This window comes from Vibrio sp. EA2 (genome assembly GCF_033042495.1).
Classification (GTDB): Bacteria; Pseudomonadota; Gammaproteobacteria; order Enterobacterales; family Vibrionaceae; genus Vibrio.
In genome coordinates, this window is record NZ_JAWLID010000016.1 from 52,321 (window position 1) to 69,983 (window position 17,663).

A 17,663-nucleotide genomic window follows, 5' to 3' on the forward strand; every position below is an offset into this window, starting at 1 on the left:
ACTCGGCTTTTAGCTATAAAAGATACAGAATTAAAGATTAATCTTCATCTTCTTCCGCTGCAGGCGCATCTGGAGTTTGTTGCTCAGCTTCAACTTCAGCCGTTTCAGCGCCTTCTCCTTCGAGTAGCTCTTCATCCTCGACTTCTTCGATGCGTTGTAAGCCAACCACAGATTCATCTTCTGCTGTACGGATCAGTGTGACACCTTGCGTGTTGCGACCAACCTGGCTGACTTCACCTACGCGAGTACGTACTAGTGTACCTGCGTCGGTGATCATCATCATTTCATCACCTTCCACAACCTGAATAGCGCCAACTACCGGGCCGTTTCGCTCAGAAACTTTGATAGATACCACACCCTGAGTGCCACGACCTTTGGTCGGGTATTCATTAAGCGTTGTACGTTTACCGTAACCGTTTTCTGTAACCGTTAGGATATCGCCTTCGTTTGCCGGAACGATAAGTGAGACAACCTGGTCGTTTTCAGCCAGCTTCATACCACGAACACCAGAGGCGGTACGACCCATAGGACGAACACCTTTAAACTTAAATTCTGGTTGACCGTTCTCATCAAGAACAGGTTTACCATTTTCATCAAGTACTGGAATCTCTTCGGCTTCTTTAAAGCGAACCACTTTACCCGCTTTAGAGAACAGCATGATTTCGTTTTCGCCATTGGTGATATCCACACCGATTAACGAATCGTCTTCACGCAGGTTCACCGCAATCAGGCCATTTGAACGAACATTAGCAAATTGGTTCAGCGGCGTTTTCTTAACCGTACCATCACCAGTCGCCATGAAGATAAACTTATCTTCAGAGAATTCATCCACACGCAAGATAGCTGTGATGCGTTCACCGTCTTCCAGCGGAAGAATGTTAACGATAGGCTTACCACGAGCAGTACGGCTCGCAAGTGGCAATTGATATACTTTCAAGCGGTATGTCTTACCACGAGTAGAGAAACACAAGATATTATCGTGGGTATTCGCCACCAGAAGACGCTCAATATGGTCTTCGTCTTTCATCTTAGTGGCACTTCTGCCTTTACCACCACGACGCTGTGATTCGTAGTCGCTCAAGATTTGATACTTAACGTAACCACCGTGCGACAGAGTCACAACAACGTCTTCACGAGCGATCAGCTCTTCCATATCGATATCATGGCTAGCTGCTGTGATTTCAGTACGGCGTGCATCGCCAAAGCCGTCACGAACCGCTTCTAGTTCTTCACGAATCACTTCCATCAAACGCTCAGTGCTTGCAAGAATGTGCATTAACTCAGCGATTTCGTCTAGAAGCTCTTTGTATTCAGCCAGAATCTTCTCGTGCTCAAGACCAGTCAGTTTGTGTAGACGTAGGTCTAGAATGGCTTGCGCTTGTTGCTCTGTCAGGAAGTACTGGCCGTCACGGATACCGTATTGCGGCTCTAGCCACTCAGGGCGGGCTGCGTCAGTACCTGCACGCTCAAGCATTGCTGCAACGTTGCCAAGATCCCAACCACGAGCGATAAGGCCAGCTTTCGCTTCTGCTGGCGTTGGCGCTTTACGAATTAGGTCGATGATTTCATCGATGTTTGCCAGTGCAAGTGCCAAACCTTCAAGGATATGAGCACGTTCACGAGCTTTACGTAATTCGAAAATAGTACGGCGAGTCACGACTTCACGACGGTGATCCACGAAGCACTTCAACATGTCTTTCAGGTTGAATAGCTGAGGCTGACCGTTATTCAGCGCTACCATATTGATACCGAAAGTCGTTTGCAGCTGAGTCTGTGCGTAAAGGTTGTTCAGAACCACTTCACCTACAGCATCACGCTTACATTCAATAACGATACGCATACCATCTTTGTCAGATTCGTCACGTAGCGCACTGATACCTTCTACTTTCTTATCTTTAACCAGTTCAGCAATCTTCTCGATTAAACGAGCTTTGTTTACTTGGTAAGGAATTTCGGTAACGACGATCGTTTCTTTGCCGTTCTTCTCTGTTTCGATTTCCGCTTTAGAGCGCATGTAGATCTTACCGCGACCGGTTTTGTACGCGTCTACAATGCCTTTGCGACCGCTAATTAGCGCCGCCGTCGGGAAATCTGGACCAGGGATGTAATCCATTAGTTCATCAATAGTGATCGCTTCATTATTGATGTATGCAAGACAGCCATCGATCACTTCGCCAAGGTTGTGTGGCGGAATGTTGGTTGCCATACCTACCGCGATACCAGAAGCACCGTTGACCAATAGGTTCGGAATCTTTGTAGGAAGAACCGCTGGAATCTGCTCCGTACCATCGTAGTTCGGTACGTAATCTACGGTTTCTTTATCTAGGTCAGCCAAAAGTTCGTGGGCAATTTTTGCCATACGTACTTCGGTATAACGCATTGCCGCAGCAGAGTCGCCATCGATCGAGCCAAAGTTACCTTGGCCGTCAACCAACATATAACGAAGTGAGAACGGCTGAGCCATACGTACGATTGTGTCGTACACAGCACTATCACCGTGTGGGTGATATTTACCGATTACGTCGCCGACAACACGGGCTGATTTTTTATATGGTTTGTTCCAATCGTTGCCTAGTACGTTCATCGCGAACAAAACGCGGCGGTGTACTGGTTTTAGGCCATCACGCACATCTGGAAGAGCACGACCCACGATTACTGACATCGCGTAGTCTAGATATGAACCTCGAAGCTCGTCTTCAATGTTTACGGGCGTGATCTCTTTAGCTAAATCGCTCATAGAGCCATTATCCCTCTATTATCTGATCGTAATTACGATACGTGTAAGGCGAAAAATATAACACACATTTCATCACTTCGGCATCCCTTTCCCTCTCCTTTTATCAGGTTGTGAGCTTTGTTGAGATTCAAATGTCGAGAATTTGCACACTCATCCGATATCCTTATGAAAAGTGACTATATTTCGGTCAATATTAAGCAAAAATAGAATTCTGGCGAACAAAACGAGGATTAATCAGTTTAATCCTGACAAAACGTTGGAGTATACTGACGCCCTCTAAAGGACTCAGATTGAATGCAGTACAACCATTATGACTAAAGCACAAAACGTCGACCCTAGTGAAATTAAGAAATTCGAGGACATGGCCTCTCGTTGGTGGGATTTAGAAGGTGAATTCAAGCCACTTCATCAAATTAACCCGCTTCGTTTGAACTATGTACTCGAAAAAGCAGATGGCTTGTTTGGCAAACGCGCACTCGATGTTGGTTGTGGTGGTGGTATTCTCGCAGAGAGTATGGCAAAAGAAGGGGCGATCGTAACCGGGCTAGATATGGGTAAAGAACCTCTGGAAGTCGCGCGTCTGCATGCTCTGGAAACGGGCACGAAGCTAACCTATATCCAAAGTACCATCGAAGACCATGCTGCAGAACATGCCGCGACTTACGATGTCGTCACTTGTATGGAAATGCTGGAGCATGTTCCTGACCCTCTTTCTGTTATCCGCTCTTGTGCGGCCCTGGTGAAACCTGGCGGCCATGTGTTTTTCTCAACCTTGAACCGCAACATTAAATCGTACTTGTTTGCCATCGTTGGTGCAGAGAAGCTGCTAAAGATTGTTCCGGAAGGCACACACGACCACGAGAAATTCATCAAACCAGCGGAAATGATGAAGATGATAGACCAAACCGATCTGACTGAGTTAGGTATCACAGGTTTGCATTACAACCCACTTAACGACAACTACAAACTTGGTCGTAATGTTGATGTAAACTACATCGTTCATACTAAAAAATACTCGACGGCATAGCGTCAAAAGCACCTTGTTCTTATTGACCATTTAGTTAGGAAAATTACCTAAAGCGGTAGCACAAAGTTACCGCTTTTGTGCATAAGATTTGTGCAGTCGATAGCATTTTAACCAACCTGATTATCGCAAATAAAAATGTCCAAAGATCAAGGAAAATATTTTTCTATATGGTTATTTATAAACCAAACTCAAATCTGTAATTTTACCTATTCAAGTCCGCCCTTTTCTCATCGGTTAGTATTCACTTACTGATTTTTTTTATTTGGGCAGTTATCCACAAGTCATCCCAAATATGTACCTTGATCAATCTGAGCAATAGCACTATCTTGTAACCCGCAAACAGATGAACCCCTATATGTTGTGTTTAAGCTACAATATATAGATAAACTTCGATCACAAAGCCACCGCAAGACTCGCAAGCTTTGCACATAAATAGACAAAAACACGGCTTTTATCAGTTTTCTTAGGGAAATAAAGCAGAATGAACCAACAACTTACCGTCACCAAGCGTGATGGCCGTAAAGAAATTATCGATCTGGATAAAATCCACCGCGTTATCACTTGGGCTGCAGAAGGTCTGCACAACGTTTCTGTGTCTCAAGTAGAGCTACGAGCTCACATCCAGTTTTATGATGGTATTACAACGTCAGATATACACGAGACTATCATCAAATCTGCGGCCGATCTTATCTCAGAAGAGACACCGGATTACCAATACCTGGCAGCCCGTCTAGCTGTATTCCATCTACGTAAAAAAGCGTACGGCCAATATGAGCCACCTAAGCTTTACGATCACGTAGCTAAACTCGTAGATATGGGTAAGTACGATGGACATCTGTTAGAAGATTACACAAAAGCAGAACTAGACGTACTGGATTCGTACATCGACCACAAGCGTGACCTGAACTTCTCTTACGCAGCAGTAAAACAGCTGGAAGGTAAGTACTTTGTGCAGAACCGCGTAACGGGCCAAATCTACGAAAGCGCTCAGTTCTTGTACATTCTGGTGGCAGCGTGTCTATTCGCTAAATATCCAAAAGAAACGCGTCTTGATTACATCAAGCGTTTCTATGATGCGACGTCAACATTTAAGATTTCTCTACCTACGCCGATTATGTCGGGCGTGCGTACACCTACCCGTCAGTTCAGCTCTTGTGTACTGATCGAGTGTGGCGATAGCCTGGACTCCATCAACGCAACGGCAAGCTCTATTGTGCGTTACGTTTCTCAACGTGCAGGTATCGGTATCAACGCAGGTCGTATCCGTGCTCTTGGTTCTGAGATCCGTGGTGGTGAAGCATTCCACACTGGTTGTATTCCTTTCTACAAATACTTCCAAACCGCCGTAAAATGTTGTTCTCAAGGTGGTGTGCGTGGCGGTGCTGCAACTGTGTTCTACCCTATGTGGCATGGTGAAGCGCGTTCACTATTGGTGCTTAAGAACAACCGTGGTGTTGAAGAGAACCGTGTTCGTCACATGGACTACGGCGTACAGCTCAACAAGCTGATGTACCAACGTTTAGTAGAAGGTGGCAACATCACGCTCTTCTCACCATCAGACGTACCAGGTCTTTACGACGCATTCTTCGAAAACCAAGAAGAATTCGAACGTCTGTACGTGAAATACGAGAACGATCCTTCAATCAAGAAGGAAACCGTAAAAGCGATTGAGATGTTCACTCTGCTAATGCAAGAACGCGCGTCTACCGGTCGTATCTACATCCAGAACGTGGACCACTGTAATACTCACAGCCCATTCGATTCTGAAGTAGCGCCAGTTCGTCAGTCTAACCTGTGTCTGGAAATCGCACTGCCGACGAAACCACTGTCAAACGTGGAAGACAATTCTGGCGAGATAGCACTATGTACGCTGTCTGCATTCAACCTAGGTGCCATCAAGTCTCTGGATGATTTCGAAGAGCTGTCTGATCTGGTTGTTCGTGCGCTAGACGCTCTATTGGATTACCAAGATTACCCGCTACCAGCAGCATACAAGTCGACAATGAACCGTCGTACTCTGGGTGTTGGTGTGATCAACTTTGCTTACTACTTAGCGAAGAACGGCGTGAAATACTCAGATGGCAGTGCAAACGGTCTGACTCATCGTACGTTTGAAGCGATGCAGTACTACCTATTAAAAGCATCAGTCGCGCTGGCGAAAGAACAAGGCAAATGTCCTTCGTTCGACGAAACCAACTACGCGAAAGGCCTACTGCCAATCGATACTTACAAGAAAGATATCGACCTGATTTGTGAAGAAGAGCTTCACTACGACTGGGATAGCCTACGTACAGAAATCATGGAACATGGTCTTCGTAACTCAACGCTGACTGCGCTAATGCCTTCTGAGACCTCTTCTCAGATTTCTAACGCAACAAACGGCATTGAGCCACCTCGTGGTTTTGTGTCAGTAAAAGCGTCGAAAGACGGTATCCTGAAGCAAGTTGTGCCAGAATTTACTGAGCTAAAAGATAACTACGAGCTACTTTGGAACATTGGTTCTAATGATGGTTACCTACACCTTGTGGGCATCATGCAGAAATTCGTTGACCAAGCTATCTCGGCGAATACTAACTACGACCCATCGCGCTACGAAACAGGTAAGGTGCCAATGAAGAAACTTCTTCAAGACCTACTCACTGCGTACAAGTTTGGTGTGAAGACGCTTTACTACCATAACACTCGCGATGGTGCGAAGGATGAACAGAAAGACGCTGTTCAACCGGAAGAAGAAGATTGCGCAGGCGGCGGTTGTAAGATTTAATCTGCACCACCCTGACAATACTTAGAAACAGAATACCGAAAACCTCCCCTATGTGGGGAGGTTTAAAAGGAATTGAGGCATTATGGCTTACAGTACTTTTAATCAGCAAAAAAATGACCAGCTAAAGGAGCCGATGTTCCTGGGTCAATCCGTGAACGTTGCTCGTTACGACCAACAAAAATTCGAGATTTTTGAAAAACTGATCGAAAAGCAGCTTTCTTTCTTCTGGCGCCCAGAAGAAGTCGACGTGTCTAGCGATCGTATCGACTACAACAAGTTGCCAGATCATGAGAAGCATATCTTCATTTCTAACCTGAAGTACCAAACGCTTCTCGATTCAATCCAAGGCCGTAGCCCGAACGTTGCACTGCTTCCTCTTGTTTCTCTTCCTGAGCTGGAGACATGGATTGAGACCTGGTCTTTCTCTGAAACGATTCACTCTCGTTCATACACGCACATCATCCGTAATATCGTGAATGATCCAGCGGTTGTCTTCGATGACATCGTAGAGAACGAACACATTCTTAAACGTGCGAAAGACATCGCTCGCTACTACGATGACCTGATTCAAGCAACGAATGATTACCATCGCTACGGCGAAGGCGAGCACGTTCTAAACGGTGAAACCGTTAAAGTCAGCCTGTACGAACTGAAGAAGAAATTGTACATCTGTCTGATGTCAGTGAACGCACTAGAAGCGATTCGCTTTTACGTTAGTTTCGCCTGTTCATTTGCTTTCGCAGAGCGTGAGCTGATGGAAGGTAACGCGAAAATCATCAAACTGATCGCTCGTGATGAAGCGCTTCACCTGAACGGTACTCAGCACATGATTAACCTGCTGCGTAACGGTCAGGATGATTTCACTTTCATGCAAATCGCAGAAGAAGCAAAACAAGAGTGTTTTGAACTCTTCAAAGAAGCAGCAGAGCAAGAGAAAGAGTGGGCAGAATACCTGTTTAAAGATGGTTCAATGATCGGTCTGAACAAAGACATTCTGAGCCAGTATGTTGAGTACATCACCAACATTCGTATGAATGCGGTAGGCCTACCAGCAGCGTACCCGGAAGCGACAAGTAACCCAATTCCATGGATTAATGCTTGGTTGTCTTCAGATAACGTTCAGGTTGCCCCTCAAGAAGCAGAGATTTCATCTTACTTAGTAGGTCAGATTGACAACGAAGTAAATGCAGACGACTTTGAAGGATTTGAGCTGTAATGCCAACAATCAAAATCAACAAACTTATCAGCATTGAATCTAATCCCTCCAACACTATTTTGGAGACCATGGAACAAGCTGGCTTGTTACCGGAGTATAACTGCCGTGACGGTCACTGCGGTGCATGTCGCTGTACTTTAGAGTCTGGTGAAGTTGAGTATGTTGGTTTTGCTATGGCTTACACTCAAGGCGAAGAAATCTTGCCTTGTATCTGTAAAGCAAAATCCAATGTTTCACTCAGTGGCGTTAACTACGCGATGAAAGAAAAACAGCGCGCCTAACGTCATTAGAAAACATCGAATGTAAACAAGCCAAGGTAAATCACCTTGGCTTTTGTTTATCTAAAAGCTGAGTAGAAGCTCAATCTAAATGGCACTGGCTGGAAGGTGCATCTCTTTTACTTTCTCTAAAAATGCATACTGCCCAAACATGGGCTTAGCTTCTAAGTAACGGCGCAACAGGTCCAGTGCTGCGGTGCTAATGACTTTAACTTCGTCATCGCGCGAATATTTTCTCGACAACTTATAGATAACGCCCCACTCGCCTACTGCTGTCGATAGCGCAACAGAAAACACCCCATCATCGATTTTTCCCGTGACCAACGCTAAATCAGTTTGACACTTTTCACGAGTGACGCCCGCCAGTGCAAATGTGGCAGCCAGCGGGTCACCTTCGTCTTTGATACCTTGATTGCTACCCGATAAAACCCAACTGTGGCCAAGCCGCTTTTCGGCGTTTTCATCACTATTTAGCCAATAACTCAAATACCCTGCGCTGCTATTTTCAGAGACTGACAGCGTTAACGATTTGTCCACCAGCAACTGACCGACATGTTCCATCATAGGCATATCGATACTGACCGTATTAGCTTCAAGGTGTTGATTAATGAGCTGCATTAGCTTTAAACGCCGATCTAACTGATCGTTAGGCCCAAACAGTTTCACTTCAATGAAAGGTAAGTAGGAACGATAACCAAGCTCATACCCCTCTGGTAACTTGATCGGGTCCAACTTGTCTGAGATGCCCGACTCTGAAAGACCAAAGGTATAAATACGGCTACACGATGCCCCTTTCACATCAGGGAAAGTACGTTTCAGATCAGGGAGAATCTGCGTCTCAGCCATCAGTTTAAATTCACTGGGTACGCCAGGCGTAAAATAGAAAATGGCATCGTTGATCAACATTTTAAAGCCACACGCAGTACCAATTGGGTTATCGAGTATTTGAGCAGTTTCAGGTAGCATGGCTTGTTTAAGGTTACTGTCAGGCATCGTTCTGCCCCGTCGAGCATACATGCTCTCTAGCTGTTCCAGCCACTCCTTAAACAACACCAACTTGCACTCCGCCGCTTTCGCTGCTGCCGCTGCACTCATGTCGTCAGTGGTTGGGCCTAAGCCACCATTGACGATAACCACATCATTATTGAAGCTCAGCATTAGAAACTCTTCGATCAAGCTTGATTGCTTATCTCCGACTGTAGAGCGTTTAGTTAAACCAAACCCTTGCTGATAAAACAAACTAGACATCCAAGCCGCATTTGTATCAACGATATCACCATGAAGGACTTCTTCACCGGTACTCAGCATTGCTATTTTCACAACTGACTCCTCACTATGAGTACCTTTCCGTTCTTGTATGCTGTACCCATATCATGTTCTATTTATTGAATTAGTTTTGATTGTACTGGTGTTAACTATACACAAATTCGCTTGAATTGCATGGTTCACCGACAGTAACCAGAACAAAGCTTACAATACAGCAGCAATAAAAATTGAAACAGTGTACGTATTGCCAATCGGAACGGCTATAGATGATATCCAACCGGGTCAAATACAAGCCCGAGCAATGAAATCATTTTGATATAAATTAAGCTGAAGTATTTCAATGGTTTTTCTTTTAATAGATAATTTGAGTTAGCTCATCAAACCAATTACTCGGAGACCTTTGTGTCAAAATTATCCATATTCAAGAAGACGCTAGCAGGACTCGGCTTTGTAACAACAAGCGTTGCAAACGCAAGCCAATACGATATGGCCAGACATTCTGAGTTTTCATACGCGCCTGATTGCCTTTCTGGTTACTGCACCGTGACCAATTTTTATACTTTTGAAAATCAGAACCGTAGCCTCGCTTTTGAACAAAATAGCGATGACGCGTTAAACCTTGATGCAGGTCTTCAACCTAAACACCTTATTGTCCCTCAAGATAAAGATTGGGATTACCTGATGGGTCAAACGTATACCATTCTGGGCTTGAGCGTGGCGACCGTCGGTTTGATGACTTTCCTTCCTGAAAGCATCACCAAGTGGGATGAAGAAGACCGAGATATGAGTAAGCTGGGCCAAAAGTGGAAAGATAATGTCTCTGATGGGCCGGTTTGGGACCGGGATGAACATGTTCTCAACTATATTATGCATCCCTATTTTGGCGGTGTTTACTATACCGCGGCTCGCCATTCTGGCTATAACGAATTTGAGTCATTCTTGTACTCCGCGACGATGTCCGCATTCTTCTGGGAGTATGGTGTCGAAGCCTTCGCTGAAGTTCCTTCATGGCAGGACCTTTTCATTACGCCATTTTTTGGCGCCGTTGTTGGCGAGATGATGGTCACGGCAGAACAAGGCATACTCACGAATGGTGGCGAAGTATTAGGCTCTGAGACCGTAGGCGATATATCACTTTTCTTCCTGAACCCTGTCGGCCATGTCCACTACTGGGTCACCGACGCATGGGGTGGTAGTGCAGAACTTCAGTTTAGCTCCTCCCCTTGGTTCGGTAATCAGGATGTGGCAAATTTTGCTATGAACGCTGGTGCCAGTTACGACAGCCAGTTCTATGGTGTCGAATTAGAAGTGACTTTCTAAGATCACGTTAGCGAAAATAACCACTATTAACGTAACTAGCAGCCACAAGGCTGCTTTTTTGTGGTTCAAACACAGTTTTAACTATTCGCCAGCAGAATTAGCCTAAAAAATTGACCTTCATCAAACATATACCCCACCTAACATCTACACTAAATAAAAGGATTTATTCCAATAACTTAAGCGCTACGTTGGCCCGTGCCGCGTCCAAACCTTTTTCCAGGAGGGGACCATATGAACACTGTGTTTATCGTTAATTTTGCTGGTCAAGCTTCACCTGCGACCATCAAGGAACTTGCTGCCATCACTCATGAAAATGGCGGTAAATGGTTAATCAGTAAAGTTAACTTTATTGAAGACCAAGTGGCGGGGGTGATTAAAATTGAATTACCAAAAGATAAAGCCGATATCGTTAAAGATGCTTTCTCAGCCTGTCAGACTCTAGTGGTTAAGTTCGTCGATTCAGAACCTCACTCTCATAGTTCAGATACCATCTTCCAGCTCAGACTCGATGCTAACGACAGAGCGGGTATCGTCAATGAGATAACCCACGTACTTGATGATCAAGGTATTTCGATTTTGGATATGGATTGCCAACGCGTCTTTATCGCTGGTGGCGGTGGTGTGAGCTCAAGTCTGTTTAGTGCAAAAATCGCAATTAAGCTGCCAAGTGAAATGGAGATTGAAGATGTTGCGAATGAGCTAGAAGCACTAAGTGAAGACACTCGCGTGATTATTGAAGACTAATACTCTACAGAGAATGTACAAAAAGAGCAGCTTCACAGCTGCTCTTTGTCGTTGATATGGTTAAGAAAGCGAGTAGCGCTTATTTCACTGACCACTGTGAAAGCGAACGTTTAAAATCTGAATAATCAAACTCGTTAAGCTTTTGAATCTCGCCGTTTGAACGCTCACAGTAAACTGAAGGCATACGCAAACCGTTAAACCAGTTTAGTTTCACCATGGTGTAACCAGCACTATCTAAAATGTGTAGACGTTGGCCAATTTCTAGCGGCTGTTCAAAATTCGCCACGCAGAACTGGTCACCCGCTAGACAGGAACATGAGCCGATTACATATTCGTGCTCACCATTCTCTGACGCTTCTAGAATCGATGCTGGCTCGTTGTAAATCAGCGTATCTAAACGGTGTGCTTCTGTTGCAGAGTCAACAATCGCCGTTTTCTTAACGTTCTCTACGATATCAACCACAGTCACAACCAGATCCGTTGTCTTAGTAATGATCGCTTCACCAGGCTCTAAGTACATTTGTACGCCATGTTTCTCAGAGAATGCTTTCAGCGCAAGACCAAGCTTTTCAATATCGTAACCTGGCCACGTAAAGAACACACCGCCGCCCATACTTACCCAGTCTAGCTTGTTTAAGTACTCACCAAACTGTTCTGAGATTGAGTCCAACAGGCTGATAAACGCATCGACGTCTTTGTTCTCACAGTTCATGTGGAACATCACGCCATCAATACCGTCAAAGACTTCTGATTTGATGTGATCCGCTTGTACACCAAGGCGAGAGAATTGACGTGCAGGGTTCGCTAAGTCTTGACCTGCATAGCTCACACCTGGGTTCAAACGCAGACCAATTGACGCTTTACCTTCAACGATATGACGGTAAGCAGCAAGCTGAGATTGCGAGTTAAAGATCATCTTGTCACAGATGTCAGCAACCTCACGTACGTCGTCTTCACTGTAACCCACACTGTAAGCGTGCGTTTCACCGCCAAACGTTTCATGACCAAGCTTCACTTCAAACGGGCCAGAACTTGTTGTTCCGTCTAAGTAAGGTTTGATGATGTCGAAAACACCCCAAGTTGAGAAACACTTCAGTGCAAGAACCAGCTTCACACCTGAGATTTCTTTCAGCTGTTTTGCTTTCTCTAGGTTTTCTACCAGCTTGTCTTCATTGATCATGAAGTACGGGGTTTTTAGTTCGTTGTGTTGCATTGTAATACCTTGAGTCCCCTCGCCTAAACGAAGGCACTATAAAATCGAACAAAGCCGACGCAATCGCATCGGCTTAGATTTAAGTTAATTCCAGGTTTGTTACGAGCTTAAATATTACTTTTTAAGTTCGTGGATAACTGGAAGTCCCTGACCTGCTTCAAGCTCTTGAACATGCCAATCCAGACCGATAGAAGGCATGGTTTCCAGGAACGGATCTGGGTTTAGCTGTTCCATATTGAACACACCTTTATCCGCCCACTCGCCACGGAAGAATTGCAGTGCCGCAGTGATCGCTGGTACACCTGTGGTGTAAGAGATCGCCTGGTGTTCTACATCTTCGTATGCCACTTCGTGGTCAGCATTGTTGTAGATGAAGACACTGCGCTCTTTACCGTCTTTCTTACCTTGTACCCAAGTACCGATACACGTTAGACCGGTGTAGCCTGGTGCAAGAGAAGTTGGATCTGGTAGTAGCGCTTTCAATACGTGCAGAGGCTGTACTACTGTACCATCGTGCAGCGTTAGTGGGTCTGGGCTCAACAGGCCGATATCACGCATTACATTGAAGTAGTTCAGGTAACGGTCACCGAAACCCATCCAGAATTCAATGCGTTTTGCAGGGATGAATTCCTTCATTGAACGAACTTCATCGTGCGCCATTGAGTACACTTTGTGTGAGCCACAGTTAGGGAATTCAAACTCAAGCATACGTGAGTGACAAGGTACTTGTTTCCACTCGCCATTTTCCCAGTAGAAAGAGTCGCCTTGGATCTCTAGCATATTGGTTTCTGGGTCGAAGTTGGTTGCGAACTTCTTACCGTGGTCACCCGCGTTTACATCCATAACGTCGATAGTATCGATTTCATCGAACAAGTGCTTAACTGCGTACGCTGCAAATACCGATACTACGCCTGGATCGAAACCAGCACCTAGGATACCTGTGATGCCCGCTTCTTCGAACTTCTCACGGTAACCCCACTGCCAATCATAAGCCTGAGGTACTTGCTGTCCTTCAGAACACAGGTCAACAGCTACTGATGTATCCAGGTATGACACTTTTGCTTGATAACATGCTTCCATGATTGGCATGTTTACCCACGGAGGACCAGCGTTGATCACAAGATCAGGCTTCACTTCTTTAATCAGAGCAACAAGAGAATCTACGTCGTCAGCATTAACTGCTCTAGCTTCTAATTTCTTAGTTGAATCTTTCAGATTGTTTTTCTTCTGAATCGATTCGATGATTTTCTCACACTTACCTACGGTACGTGATGCGATTGTGATATCACCCAGAACGTCGTTGTTTTGTGCTGCTTTGTGTGCAACTACCCAGCCAACGCCGCCTGCACCAATCTGTAGAATTGCCATAGTTTTCCGTTACCTTTGTTAAACTAGCTCAACGGCTAGCATATGGATTTTTGAGAGCAAAGATTCAAAGTCCGCCGTCGTTAGACACGGGTTCAAAATCGTAAATTTAAGTGCGGTTTTACCGTCAACAATGGTTTCACCCAGTACTGCGGTTCCGCGAGTCAGCGCCTCTAAACGCAACGCTTTATTTAGTTCATCAAGATCTGCGGATTCATGTTTCGCGCGGAACAGAACGGTAGACAGTGATGGTTCCGCCAACAACTCAAAGTTGTCGTTATCGCGGATCATATCTGCTACTTCCAGCGTCTGATCAAGCAGATGGTCGTACATGTCGCCTAGCGCTTTTGGCCCTACGCTTTGCATCGTCATAAACACTTTTAATGCATCAAAGCGTTTCGTTGTGGCGATAGACTTATCCACCAAGTTTGGTAGCTCGTCGTGCTCACGATTCAAGTAATCTGCATGATGAAGCAGGAACTTGAAGTTTGACTTGTCATTAACAAGAAGCGCACCACAACTGATTGTTTGGTAGAACAACTTGTGGAAGTCAACGCTGATAGACTGCGCACGCTCAACACCTTTTAGGCGAGCTTTTTGGCTGCTAAGAATCAAAGCACCACCGTATGCACCGTCGACATGCATCCACAGTTCATGTTTTTCAGCCATGTCTGCAATGAAGTCTAGATCATCAATCGCGCCGTGATCGGTTGTACCAGCGGTACCAACGATCGAAAATGGGATTAAACCTTCCGCTTTCGCTTGTGTAAGCACGTCATCCAGCTTGGTTACATCCATTGTGCCGTCCGGGTTAGCATCGACAGTCATGACCGATTTTTCACCCAGTCCCATCCAAGATGCAGACTTTTGAACCGTGAAGTGTGATTTCTTCGAACACACAATACGCAGTTTATCAGCATACTCAGGAAGACCTAACTTCTGAATAGAGTGACCGCTCAATTTGTCTGCGATCCAGTCTCGTGCCAGCATCAAGCCCATTTGGTTACTTTGCGTACCGCCACTGGTGAAGATACCGTCAGCTTGCTCACTCAACTCGTACTTGTCGCACAGCCAGTTCACCACTTTTTGTTCAACGTAAGTGGCCGATGAAGCCTGATCCCAAGAGTCCATTGATTGGTTCAGAGCCGCGATCATAGATTCAGCCGCAATCGCAGGCATCAACGGTGGTGTGTGCAAGTGCGCAATACAGTCAGGGTGCTGTGTGAAGATCGCATTCTTCGCAACAAGCTCGGCAGCATCATCAATCACTGACTTCAGTGGCGCATTTTTATGGTCGAGATCAACAGCATGAATTGCTTCTTCAAGCGCTTTAGGATCCATACCTGAATATGGCGCACTCACCTGTTCAAATACAGACTTCATCGCAGCCGTTGTGTGGTTCATCACTGATGCGAACTCAGCACTGCCTAATTCACCTGTGTGAATGAAGTGCTTTTTCCACTCTTGTTGCGGTGTGACTTCAATATGTTGACCACCCGCAGCCAAAATCGCATCTTCAAAAACGCGCAACGCAAAGTCGATCTGTTCGAACGAAATAATCAGTGGCGGCAGGAAGCGAATCACTGCCCCTTCACGGCCACCCTTCTCAACCATCAAACCACGCTCAAGCGCAGCGCGTTGAATCCCAAGCGTCAACTCACCGTCAGCTAAAGGCTCACCGAACTTGTTCAACTTGCCATTCGGGTTCTTGATTTCAACGCCTAGCATTAAGCCTTTGCCGCGGACTTCCGCAATGCAATTGACTCGTTTTTGAATGCCTTCCAAACCAAAACGAAGGTACTGGCCAGCAATGTTTGCGTGCTCAACAAGGTTGTCACGTTGGATAATTTCTAGCGCTTTAGCACCACTTACCATCGCGAGCTGGTTACCACGGAACGTACCCGTGTGCTCACCCGGCTTCCATGTATCGTGCTGCTTGTTGATCACGAGCAGCGACATCGGCATACCACCACCGATCGCTTTCGACAAACACAACACGTCCGGAACAATACCCGCTTCTTCGAAAGCAAAGTTGTAGCCAGTTTTACCAACACCACATTGAATTTCGTCGAAGATCAACAGAATACCGTGCTCATCACAGATACGGCGTAATTCACGCAGCCAGAATGCAGGCGCTGGCATTACACCACCTTCACCTTGAACAGGTTCAACGATGATCGCGGCTGGCTTCATGATGCCTGACTCGTCATCGTTTAATAGACGTTCGATGTAACGAATACTCGCTTTGGCACCCTCATCACCACCAAGTCCAAACGGACAGCGGATGTTGTATGGGAAAGGCATAAAATGCACATCTGACATCAGGCCTGTACGACGAGCCTTAGTACCTAAGTTACCCATCATGCCCATCGTACCATTCGTCATACCATGGTAAGCGCCACGGAATGCGAACATGGTGTTACGACCAGTCGTCTGTTTTGCCAGTTTAATCGCCGCTTCTACCGCGTCGGCACCAGAAGGTCCACAGAACTGAATCACACAGTTGTCACTCAACTCCTGTGGAAGGAAAGACTTCACAGACTGAATAAAATTCGTTTTCGCCGAGGTAGCAATATCAAGCGTCTGGTAAGGCAAACCAGAATCTAACTGATCTTTTAACGCTTGATTGATTTCTGGATGGTTGTAACCCAATGCCAACGTACCTGCCCCCGCAAGGCAATCCAAAAAGATTTGGCCTCGGGTATCTTCTACTAAACAGCCATACGCCTGTTTAATAGCAATCGGCAAGCGACGAGGGTAAGAACGCACCTCAGATTCGTGTGCAGCCTGGTCAAGCAATACTTGATCTGGCGTTAAGTCGTATGTTCCCTCAACAACTGGAACCTGTGATGAAAAAATGTTTGCGATATTGTTATCGACTTCAAAGGCGGTAGTCATACTAGGTAATCCCTTGAATTATATTAATCTTCATCCTGTATTAATTATCATTGGAAAAAAGTTACAGGAGAAATGAGTAAACCTCCGCATTTGTCATGGGCTTAGATGACAAACACAGATAATCCTGTCACGACATTCGTGACTTCTATATGCGCTGGGACTTAATCAAGGTTCCGTAATGCACCTGTTTTGTAAAACAGGACATTTCGGCAGTATGAAGCTGATTAGTGTATGTTTATTCAAAGGTTTCAATGTTGGGTTTCCCATTAATATGCTGCACTTACAGCATTAGTATCCCGTCTATCAACAAAAGGCTTTGCCGATACCTACCCTACGTAGTGTCACAATCAGCTTGAATGGTCACTACGCGTATCCCCCAGAGAACCAAAGGCGTAAATTACGCTCCGAGATTGCGCGCGAATTTATCACAAAATAAAATCTTCTGGCAATAATTTTTAATCATTGATTTATTGACCTCAAACGCAATTATATTTTTTTAATAGCCACAAAACTTGTAACTATCTTCTATATAAGGTAGCAGGTCTAAATGAAAAACACGCAACAAGCTGAAAATGCGGACAAAATAACCTTACTGAAAGCTCATCCTATAGAGCGATAGAACTGGATTCAGATGCGCATCTATGTAAGCAGAGAAGTTCTGTTGGAAAGTGCCAGATTTGTGTAGAGTATAAACAGGTTACGTTGACCCACGATAGAAATGAAAAAAGCCCAGCATAAATATGCTGGGCTTTAGAATTTTGGAGCGACACACGAGGTTCGAACTCGTGACCTCAACCTTGGCAAGGTTGCGCTCTACCAACTGAGCTAGTGTCGC

General features: G+C 45.3%; 11 protein-coding genes and 1 tRNA gene. 6 read left to right on the plus strand and 6 right to left on the minus strand.

What is annotated here, in order from left to right:
* Window positions 1-37: 37 nt before the first annotated feature.
* Window positions 38-2,737, minus strand: coding sequence for a DNA topoisomerase (ATP-hydrolyzing) subunit A (gene gyrA / locus RXX31_RS21475; protein WP_317591717.1), 2,700 nt, complete (start codon window positions 2,735-2,737; stop codon window positions 38-40).
* A gap of 310 nt (window positions 2,738-3,047) precedes the next feature.
* Between gyrA and ubiG the strand changes: the two genes are divergently transcribed.
* The 4 genes from ubiG (at window position 3,048) to RXX31_RS21495 (ending at window position 8,025) form a co-directional block, all read left to right on the plus strand.
* Window positions 3,048-3,764, plus strand: a complete 717-nt coding sequence (gene ubiG, locus RXX31_RS21480; protein WP_317591718.1) for a bifunctional 2-polyprenyl-6-hydroxyphenol methylase/3-demethylubiquinol 3-O-methyltransferase UbiG — start codon at window positions 3,048-3,050, stop codon at window positions 3,762-3,764.
* 481 nt (window positions 3,765-4,245) lie between these two features.
* Entirely contained in the window at window positions 4,246-6,528 is a 2,283-nt protein-coding gene (gene nrdA / locus RXX31_RS21485; protein WP_317591719.1) for a class 1a ribonucleoside-diphosphate reductase subunit alpha, read from the plus strand.
* A gap of 82 nt (window positions 6,529-6,610) precedes the next feature.
* Window positions 6,611-7,744 (plus strand): class Ia ribonucleoside-diphosphate reductase subunit beta, encoded by a 1,134-nt coding sequence (gene nrdB / locus RXX31_RS21490; RefSeq protein ID WP_317591720.1) that lies wholly within the window; start codon window positions 6,611-6,613, stop codon window positions 7,742-7,744.
* Complete coding sequence (locus tag RXX31_RS21495; protein WP_317591721.1) at window positions 7,744-8,025, plus strand: 2Fe-2S iron-sulfur cluster-binding protein; 282 nt, start codon at window positions 7,744-7,746, stop codon at window positions 8,023-8,025. Before nrdB ends, RXX31_RS21495 begins: the two co-directional genes overlap by 1 nt.
* Before the next feature lie 84 nt (window positions 8,026-8,109).
* On the opposite strand, the gene RXX31_RS21500 is transcribed toward RXX31_RS21495, so the two are convergent.
* Window positions 8,110-9,342 (minus strand): molybdopterin-binding protein, encoded by a 1,233-nt coding sequence (locus RXX31_RS21500; protein WP_317591722.1) that lies wholly within the window; start codon window positions 9,340-9,342, stop codon window positions 8,110-8,112.
* Between the two features lie 363 nt (window positions 9,343-9,705).
* Here RXX31_RS21500 and RXX31_RS21505 point away from each other — a divergent pair, with 363 nt between their 5' ends.
* Together RXX31_RS21505 and RXX31_RS21510 are read left to right on the plus strand one after the other, a co-directional pair.
* The gene (locus RXX31_RS21505; RefSeq protein ID WP_317591728.1) at window positions 9,706-10,608 is read left to right on the plus strand and encodes a DUF3943 domain-containing protein; all 903 of its coding nucleotides are present in this window, start codon (window positions 9,706-9,708) and stop codon (window positions 10,606-10,608) included.
* 231 nt (window positions 10,609-10,839) lie between these two features.
* Window positions 10,840-11,352 (plus strand): glycine cleavage system protein R, encoded by a 513-nt coding sequence (locus RXX31_RS21510; protein WP_317591723.1) that lies wholly within the window; start codon window positions 10,840-10,842, stop codon window positions 11,350-11,352.
* Between the two features lie 79 nt (window positions 11,353-11,431).
* On the opposite strand, the gene nspC is transcribed toward RXX31_RS21510, so the two are convergent.
* The 4 genes from nspC to RXX31_RS21530 all read right to left on the minus strand — a co-directional run bounded on the left by nspC (window position 11,432) and on the right by RXX31_RS21530 (window position 17,663).
* Window positions 11,432-12,565, minus strand: coding sequence for a carboxynorspermidine decarboxylase (gene nspC, locus RXX31_RS21515; protein ID WP_317591724.1), 1,134 nt, complete (start codon window positions 12,563-12,565; stop codon window positions 11,432-11,434).
* A gap of 114 nt (window positions 12,566-12,679) precedes the next feature.
* A complete protein-coding gene (locus RXX31_RS21520) occupies window positions 12,680-13,933 on the minus strand; it encodes a carboxynorspermidine synthase (protein ID WP_014232392.1) in 1,254 nt (417 codons plus the stop codon).
* A gap of 18 nt (window positions 13,934-13,951) precedes the next feature.
* A complete protein-coding gene (locus RXX31_RS21525; protein ID WP_317591725.1) occupies window positions 13,952-16,828 on the minus strand; it encodes a pyridoxal phosphate-dependent class III aminotransferase in 2,877 nt (958 codons plus the stop codon).
* A 759-nt stretch (window positions 16,829-17,587) separates the two neighbouring features.
* Window positions 17,588-17,663 (minus strand) — tRNA-Gly (locus RXX31_RS21530).